This window comes from Micromonospora sp. DT31 (assembly GCF_049841795.1).
Taxonomy (GTDB): Bacteria; Actinomycetota; Actinomycetes; order Mycobacteriales; family Micromonosporaceae; genus Micromonospora.
The window spans coordinates 354,629-362,288 of sequence record NZ_JBNCKZ010000006.1 but is presented as its reverse complement, the minus strand read 5'-3'; the positions used below and the strand labels follow the sequence as shown (position 1 = coordinate 362,288).

The 7,660-nt window shown below is 74.0% G+C and carries 4 protein-coding genes; all 4 read left to right on the top strand.

The annotated features are described in order from the left end of the window. Positions 1 to 68: 68 nt before the first annotated feature. The 4 genes from ACLQ2X_RS13765 to ACLQ2X_RS13750 are packed head-to-tail and all read left to right on the top strand — an operon-like array spanning position 69 to position 7,600. Positions 69 to 5,642: an amino acid adenylation domain-containing protein gene (locus ACLQ2X_RS13765; protein WP_425681386.1), complete on the top strand. Its 5,574-nt coding sequence runs from the start codon at positions 69 to 71 to the stop codon at positions 5,640 to 5,642. A gap of 22 nt (positions 5,643 to 5,664) precedes the next feature. Next, entirely contained in the window at positions 5,665 to 5,883 is a 219-nt protein-coding gene (locus ACLQ2X_RS13760; protein WP_425681385.1) for an MbtH family protein, read from the top strand. Next, positions 5,880 to 6,836 carry an ATP-binding cassette domain-containing protein gene (locus tag ACLQ2X_RS13755; protein WP_425681384.1) on the top strand — a complete coding sequence of 319 codons (957 nt, stop codon included), beginning with the start codon at positions 5,880 to 5,882 and terminating at the stop codon, positions 6,834 to 6,836. The genes ACLQ2X_RS13760 and ACLQ2X_RS13755 overlap by 4 nt, the downstream gene beginning before the upstream one ends. Before the next feature lie 11 nt (positions 6,837 to 6,847). Further along, positions 6,848 to 7,600, top strand: a complete 753-nt coding sequence (locus ACLQ2X_RS13750) for an ABC transporter permease (RefSeq protein WP_425681383.1) — start codon at positions 6,848 to 6,850, stop codon at positions 7,598 to 7,600. Positions 7,601 to 7,660 lie beyond the last annotated feature (60 nt).

The following is a 7,660-nucleotide window of genomic DNA, read 5'->3' as shown; positions in this document are numbered from 1 at the left end:
GCGCGCGCCGCGGGGGGCGGCGGACCGCCCCCCCCCCCGCCCCCCCCCCGACGCAGCCGGTGGGCGGCGTGGACCTGCTCACCGACGCCGAGCGGGAACAGGTGCTGCGCGCCTGGCAGGGCCCGCCGGGCGGAGCGCCGCACCGGCACCTGGCCGAGGCGTTCGCGGTCCAGGTGCGCCGCCGCCCGCACCACCCGGCGGTGGAGGCGGCCGGCGGCACGCTCACGTACGCCCAGTTGTCCGCCCGCGCCGACCAGATCGCCGCACGCGTCCCCGCCGGCCCGGGTGCCGTCGTGGCGGTGGCTGCCACCCGTGGACCCGACCTCGTCGCGGCCCTGGTCGCCGTCGCCAGGACCGGCGCGGCCTTCCTGCCCGTCGACATCGACTACCCGGCCGAGCGGATCGCCTTCATGCTGGCCGACGCCGCGCCCGCCCTGCTGATCACCGACGGTGCCGCCGCCGATCGGCTGCCGGCGGGTGGACCGCCCCGGCTGCGACTCGACCAGCTCCCGCCGCCCGACGGGGCACAGCACCCGCTCCCGCCCCGGTCGGCCCACCCCGCCGAACTCGCCTGTGTCCTCTACACCTCCGGCTCCACCGGGCAGCCGAAGGCGGTCATGGTCACCCGCGGTGGGCTGGCCAACATGGCCGCCAACCAGATCGACCGGTTCGGGGTGACCGCCGAGGCGCGGGTGTCCCAGCTCGCCGCCTTCAGCTTCGACGCGGCCATCTCCGAGGTCTGCACCGCGCTGCTGTCCGGGGCCACCCTGGTCCTGCCGCCACCCGACACCGTGCTGGTCGGCCCGGCCCTGGCCGCCTGGGTGGACGAACAGCGGGTCACCCACGTGCAGCTCTCGCCCGCCGTGCTGGCCACCGTGCCGGCCGGTGCCATGGCGTCGGTGCGGACGCTCGTGGTGGGCGGGGAGGCCTGCCCGGCCGCGCTGGTGCGGACGTGGGCGCCGGGTCGGCGGATGGTCAACACGTACGGCCCGACGGAGGCCGCCGACACCGTCTCGCTGTGGGACTGCCGAGCCGACCTGGACGCCGCGCTCGCCCCGATCGGCCGGCCGATCCCCGACACCCGGGTCTACCTGCTGGACGCCGGCCTGCGGCCGACACCTGTCGGCGTGGTGGGGGAGCTGTACGTGGCAGGAGCCGGCGTGGCGAACGGCTACCTGCGCCGGCCCCAGCTCACCGCGCAACGCTTCGTCGCCTGCCCGTTCGGCCCGCCGGGAGAACGGATGTACCGGACCGGCGACCTCGCCCGCTGGAGCCCCGACGGCCAGCTGGAGTTCCTCGGCCGGGCCGATGGGCAGGTGAAGATCCACGGGCAGCGGATCGAACTCGGCGAGATCGAGGCGGCGCTGCGCCGGCAGCCCGGCGTCGACCAGGCGGTCGCGGTGGTACGCGACGAGCGGATCGTCGCGTACGTCACAGGCGAGGTGGACCCGGCCGCTGTCCGGCGTGGACTCGGCGACCTGTTGCCGCGCTACATGGTGCCCGCCGCGGTCGTGGCGCTGGCGGCACTGCCGCTGTCACCCAACGGAAAGGTCGACAGGCGCGCGCTGCCCGACCTGGCTCCCGTCGGCGGGGGCAGCGGCCGGTCGCCGCGTACGCCGGGTGAGGCGGTGCTCTGCGGGCTCTTCGCGGAGGTCCTGGACCTGGCCGAGGTCGCCCCGGACGACGACTTCTTCGCCCTCGGCGGCCACTCGCTGCTCGCCACCCGGCTGACGACGCTGGTCCGCGCCGTACTGGGCGTCGAGGTGGGGCCCCGGGAACTCTTCGCCCACCCCACCCCGGAAGGGCTGGACCGCCGGTTGCGTCAGGGCTCCGTGGTCCCGCACCGCCGGCCGCCCGCCCCGTCGTCCCGCCCGCAACGGATACCGCTGTCCTTCGGGCAGCGCCGGTTCTGGTTCCTGGAACAGCTGCACGGCCCGGACGGCGCCGCCGCGCTGCCGCTGGCGATCCGGCTGCCCGAGGTGGACGGGGCGGCGCTCACCGATGCGCTTGCCGACCTGGTCACCCGGCACGAGATCCTGCGGACGGTCTACGCGGTCACGGACGGCGTGCCGCACCAGCGGATCCTCGACCCGGAACAGGCGGTCCCGCACGTGTCCATGGTGGACGTCGGCGACGCGCCGCCGGCCGCCGTACTCACCGAGCTGACGGCACGCCCGTTCGACCTGGCCCAGGCGCCTCCGCTGCACGCGTACCTGGTGGTCGGCGGCACCGGCGGCCCACTGCTCCTGCTGGTCGTGCATCACATCGCCGCCGACGGCTGGTCGATGGACGTGCTGTCCCGGGACCTCCGGCACGCCTACGCGGCCCGGCTCGGCGGTGCCGCCCCCGACTGGCGGCCGCTGCCGGTCCAGTACGCCGACTACGCGCTGTGGCAGACCGGGCGCGCCCAGGCCGACGCCGGGCAGCTCGACCACTGGCGGGCCGCGCTCGCGGACCTGCCGGACGAACTGGCGCTGCCCGTCGACCGCCCTCGTCCGGCCCTGCCGACCGGGGCTGGCGGAACGGTGAGCGTCACCCTCGACGCCCGCCTGCACGAGCGCCTGCTGACGGTGGCCCGGGGCACCGGCACGACCCTGTTCATGGTGTTGCAGGCCGGCCTGGCGGCGCTGCTGAACCGACTCGGCGCGGGCACCGACATCCCGCTCGGCACGCCGGTCGCCGGCCGCGACGACGACGTGCTCGACGACCTGGTCGGCTGCTTCATCAACTTCCTGGTGCTGCGCACGGACACCTCCGGCGACCCGAGCCTGCGCGCCCTGCTGGAGCGGGTGCGGGCCGTCGACCTGGCCGCCTACGGCCACGCCGACGTGCCGTTCGAACGGCTCGTGGAAGAACTGAACCCGCCGCGGGTGGCGACCCGGCATCCGCTGTTCCAGGTGGTTGTGTCGCTGCTGGACCGGGTGGTCACCGGCACTGGGGACGGTGCCGGTGACATCCCGGTCGACCCGGCGAACGCGCAGTTCGACCTCTTCCTCGAATGCGTGCAGCGCCGCGGTGAGGACGGCCGGCCCGAGGGCGTCGACTGCCACCTGGGCTACTCGGCGGACCTGTTCGACAGGTCGTCCGCACGGCGCCTCCTGGACCGCCTGCACCGGCTGCTCGCCGCCGCCACGGACGACCCGGACCGCCCGATCGGCGACCTGGAACTGCTCGACCCCGACGAGTACGCCGACCTCGACCGCCACAACCGGACCCGGACGCCTGTCGCGGCCGGGCGGATCAGCGACTGGTTCAGCGCCCGGGCCACCGTGGCGCCGCACGCCCCGGCCCTGCTGGTGGGCGGGCGCACCGTGACCTACGGCGAACTGGATGCGCGGACGAACCAACTCGCCCACCTTCTGCGGGCGCGCGGTGTCGGGCCGGAGTCGGTCGTCGCGGTCGGCCTGCCGCGGGGCGTCGACCTGGTGGTGGCGCTGCTCGCGGTGCTCAAGAGCGGGGCCGCCTACCTGCCGCTGGACCCCGACCACCCGGCGGACCGCATCCGCTACGTGCTCGACGACGCGGCGGCGGTGCTGCTGCTGACCGACTCGCCCACCGCCGCCCGCCTGCCGGCCGACGGTGGGGCGGCCCGCCTGCTGCTGGACGACCCGGGGGCGGCGGCCGACGTGGATCGGGCGCCGCGTCACGCACCGGAGCCGCTGGGCACCCCACTCGACGCCGCCTACGTCGTCTACACCTCCGCGTCCACCGGGCCGGCGAAGGGCGTGGTGGTCACGCACGCGGCGTTGGCCAACCTGGTCGCCGTGATGGGCCGGGAGTTCGGGCTCACCGCCACGGACCGGCTGCTGGCCAGCACCACAGTCGCCTTCGACATGGCCGTGCCCGAGCTGTACGCCCCGCTGGCCTGCGGGGCCGCGGTGGTGCTCGCCACCGACCAGGACCCGTTCCGGCTCGCCCGGCTCGCGGATGAGTCCGGGGCGACGCTGCTCCAGGCGACCCCGTCGCTGTGGCAGTCACTGCTGACCGCCGCCCCGGAGACGGTCCGCCGGCTGCGCCGGTACGTCGGTGCGGAGGCGCTGACCCCGGGGCTCGCGGCCGACCTGCTGCGGGTCGGCGGTCCGGTGACCAACCTCTACGGCCCCACCGAGACCACCGTGTGGTCGACCGCCGCGCAGCTGGCCGACCCGACGGTCGGGGCGACCGCCACCCCGCCGATCGGCCGGCCGGTGGCGAACACCCGGGTGTTCGTGCTGGACGCGCGGCTGCGTCAGGTGCCGGCCGGCGTGGCCGGCGAGCTCTACATCGCCGGTGACGGGCTGGCCCGGGGCTACCTGAACCGGCCGGGGCTCACCGCGCAACGGTTCGTGGCCTGCCCGTTCGGCCCGCCCGGCGCCCGGATGTACCGCACCGGTGACCTGGTGCGCTGGGGCCGCGGCGGGCAACTGGAGTTCCTCAGCCGGACCGACAACCAGATCAAGCTTCGGGGATACCGGATCGAGCCGGCCGAGGTCGAGGCGGCGCTGGCCGCCGTGGCGGGCGTGACGAGGGCCGTGGTGGTGGTCCGGGACGGACTCCTGACGGCGTACGTGGCCGGGAGCGGGTTGACCGACGCGGAGGTCCGGACGGCCGCCGCCGCGCGGCTGCCCCGGCACATGGTGCCCGCGACGGTGGTGGTCCTCGACGCGCTGCCGCTGACCACGAACGGCAAGGTGGACCGGCGCGCGTTGCCGGCGCCGGTGTTCGCCACCACGGCCACCGCGCCCCGGACCCCGCAGGAGCGGACGCTGTGCGACATGTTCGCCCGGGTGCTGGGGCGTGCGGAGGTCGGTGTCGAGGACGACTTCTTCGCCCTCGGCGGGCACTCGTTGCTGGCCACCCGGCTGCTGGGCCTGGCCCGGAGCGCCTTCGCCGCCGACCTGACCATCCGTGACCTGTTCCAGCATCCGACCCCGGCGGCGCTGGCCGCACGGTTGGCCGGTCCGGGGCGGACCGACGCGCTGGACGTGCTGCTGCCGTTGCGCCCACACGGCAGCGGTACGCCGCTGTTCTGCGTGCATCCGGTCCTCGGTCTGGGGTGGAGCTACTCCGGCCTGCTCGCGCACCTCGACCCCGACCGTCCCGTGTACGCGCTCCAGGCCCGCGGCCTGGTGCCGCCCGAACCGCTCGCGGGCAGCGTCGAGGAAATGGCCGGGGACTACCTGGCCCGGATCCGCCAGGTCGCGCCGGACGGGCCGTTCCACCTGCTCGGCTGGTCGTTCGGGGGCCTGGTCGCGCACGCGATGGCGACCCGGCTGCAGGCGGAGGGGGCCGAGGTCGGCCTGCTCGCGCTGCTCGACTCCTTCCCGGTGGAACCGGGCGCGGCGGACGGGCCGGCGCCCGAGGTGCTCGTGCCGGGGGAGCTGGAGATCGGCCCCGCCGTGCGGAGCGCGCTCGACGCGGTGGTGGCGAACAACCTGCGCCTGGCCGCGCGGTTCCGTCCGGGGCGGTTGCGGGGCGACGCGGTCCTGTTCACCGCGGCGCTGGACCACCCCGGGGGCGCGCCGGTCCACTCGTGGGCGCCGCACGTCACAGGCGACATCGAGGTCCACGACATCGCGTGCGGTCACGACGACATGACCCAGCCCGGACCGCTGGCCGGCATCGGCAAGGTCCTCGAGGCGCGGCTGCGGCCGTGCCCGTGAGCAGAGAAGGAGCACGATAAGCGTGACCAATCCGTTCGAGGATCCGGACGGCACGTACTGCGTCCTGGTGAACGACGAGGGGCAGCATTCGCTGTGGCCGTCCTTCGTCGACGTGCCTGCGGGGTGGGTCGTCCGGCACCCCGCGGACACCCGCCAGGCGTGCCTTGACCACATCGACCGACACTGGACCGACCTGCGTCCCCGTTCGCTGGCCGAGGCGATGGACGGGGACCGGGAATGATCGAGGTCAGGGGGCTGCGCAAGAGCTTCCGGGTCGGCAAGGACACCGTCGAGGCGGTCCGGGGTATCGACCTGAGCGTCCAGGCCGGGGAGATCTTCGGGCTGCTCGGGCCCAACGGCGCGGGCAAGACCACGTTGCTGCGGATGCTCACCACGTTGCTCAAGCCGGACGAGGGAACCGCGACCATCGCCGGCGAGGACCTGGTCCGTCAGCCCGAGCAGGTGCGCCACCGCATCGGGTACGTCGCGCAGGGCCAGTGGACGTGGAACAGCCTGACCGCGCGGGAGGAACTCGTCCTCCAGGGACGTCTCTACCGGCTGTCGAAGGCGGAGGCGACCGCCCGCGCCGTGCAGGCCATCGAGGCGTTCAACATGGGCAGCTTCGCCGATCGGCTCTGTCGCACCTACTCCGGTGGCCAGCGGCGTCGGGTGGACATCGCGTTGGGCATCGTGCACTCGCCCGCGGTGGTGTTCCTCGACGAGCCGACCACCGGGCTGGACCCGCAGAGCCGCACCCACCTCTGGCAGGAGGTGCGTCGGCTGCGGGACGAGGGCACCACGGTCTTCCTCACCACGCACTACCTGGAGGAGGCCGACGCGCTCTGCGACCGCATCGCCATCGTCGACTACGGCCAGGTGGTCGCGCTGGGTTCGCCCGCCCAACTGAAGGACGACCTCGGCGGTGACCTTGTCACGGTCGGCGTGGCCCGCGACGTCGAGAAGGCGCGCGAGTTGCTGGGCGCGGTGCCCGGGGTGCGGGAGAGCGAGGTCCACGGCGATTCGTTGCGGCTGGTGGTGAGCCACGGCTCGCAGACCGCCCCGCAACTGTTGAAGGCCCTCTACGAGGCCGGCATCGAACTCACGAGCATCGAGGTGCACCGACCCAGCCTCGACGACGTCTTCCTCGCGCGCACCGGACGTTCGCTGCGCGACACCCCTGATGAGTCGGACTGAAGGGACCAGCAGTGAGACTCGCCCGAGACACCTGGATCATCATGCAGCAGTCGCTGCTGATCAGCCGTCGCCAGCGACTGTGGGGCATCATCGGACTGGCCCAGCCGCTGTACTTCGTCATATTGTTCGGGCCGCTCTGGGAGCGGTCGCTACGGATGTCCGAGGACGAGTCGTACGCGATGTTCCTGCCCGGCATCTTCATCGAGGTGGCCGTCTTCGGCACGCTCTTCGCCGGGATCGGCCTGGTCAGTGAGGTGCGGAGCGGGCTCATCGAACGGATGCGTGTCACGCCGGTGAGCCGGACCGCGCTGCTGCTCGGCCGGTGCGGCCGGGACATCGTCATGCTGCTGGCCCAGGCGGTGATCCTGGTGATCGTGGCGATCCCGTTCGGCCTGCCCCTGCGGGTGGTGCCGCTCGCGCTGACCATGCTGCTGATGGCCATGGTCGCCTTCGTGGCCACGTCGCTGTCGTACGCCGCCGCGCTGGTGGTGGAGTCGGAGACCACGCTCGCGTCGCTGGCGAATGTCGCCAACGTCCCGTTGATGCTGCTCTCCGGCATTCTCATCCCGATCGCCTTCGCGCCCGACTGGTTGCAGTGGCTCGCCAAGTTCAATCCGGTGTACTACGCGGTGGAGGCGGCCCGGGCCCTGTTCGCCGGCCGGCTGGTCGACTCCGGGGTGCTCCGGGCGTTGCTGATCGTCGGCGCGGTGGGCACGGTGGGCGCCGGGTGGGCGGTGCGCCGGTTCTCCCGGGAGGTCAGCTGACGGGTGTGGGTGAGCGGCGGGAGGTCGTCGGCGGGTGGAGATAGGCTGACGGGGACAACC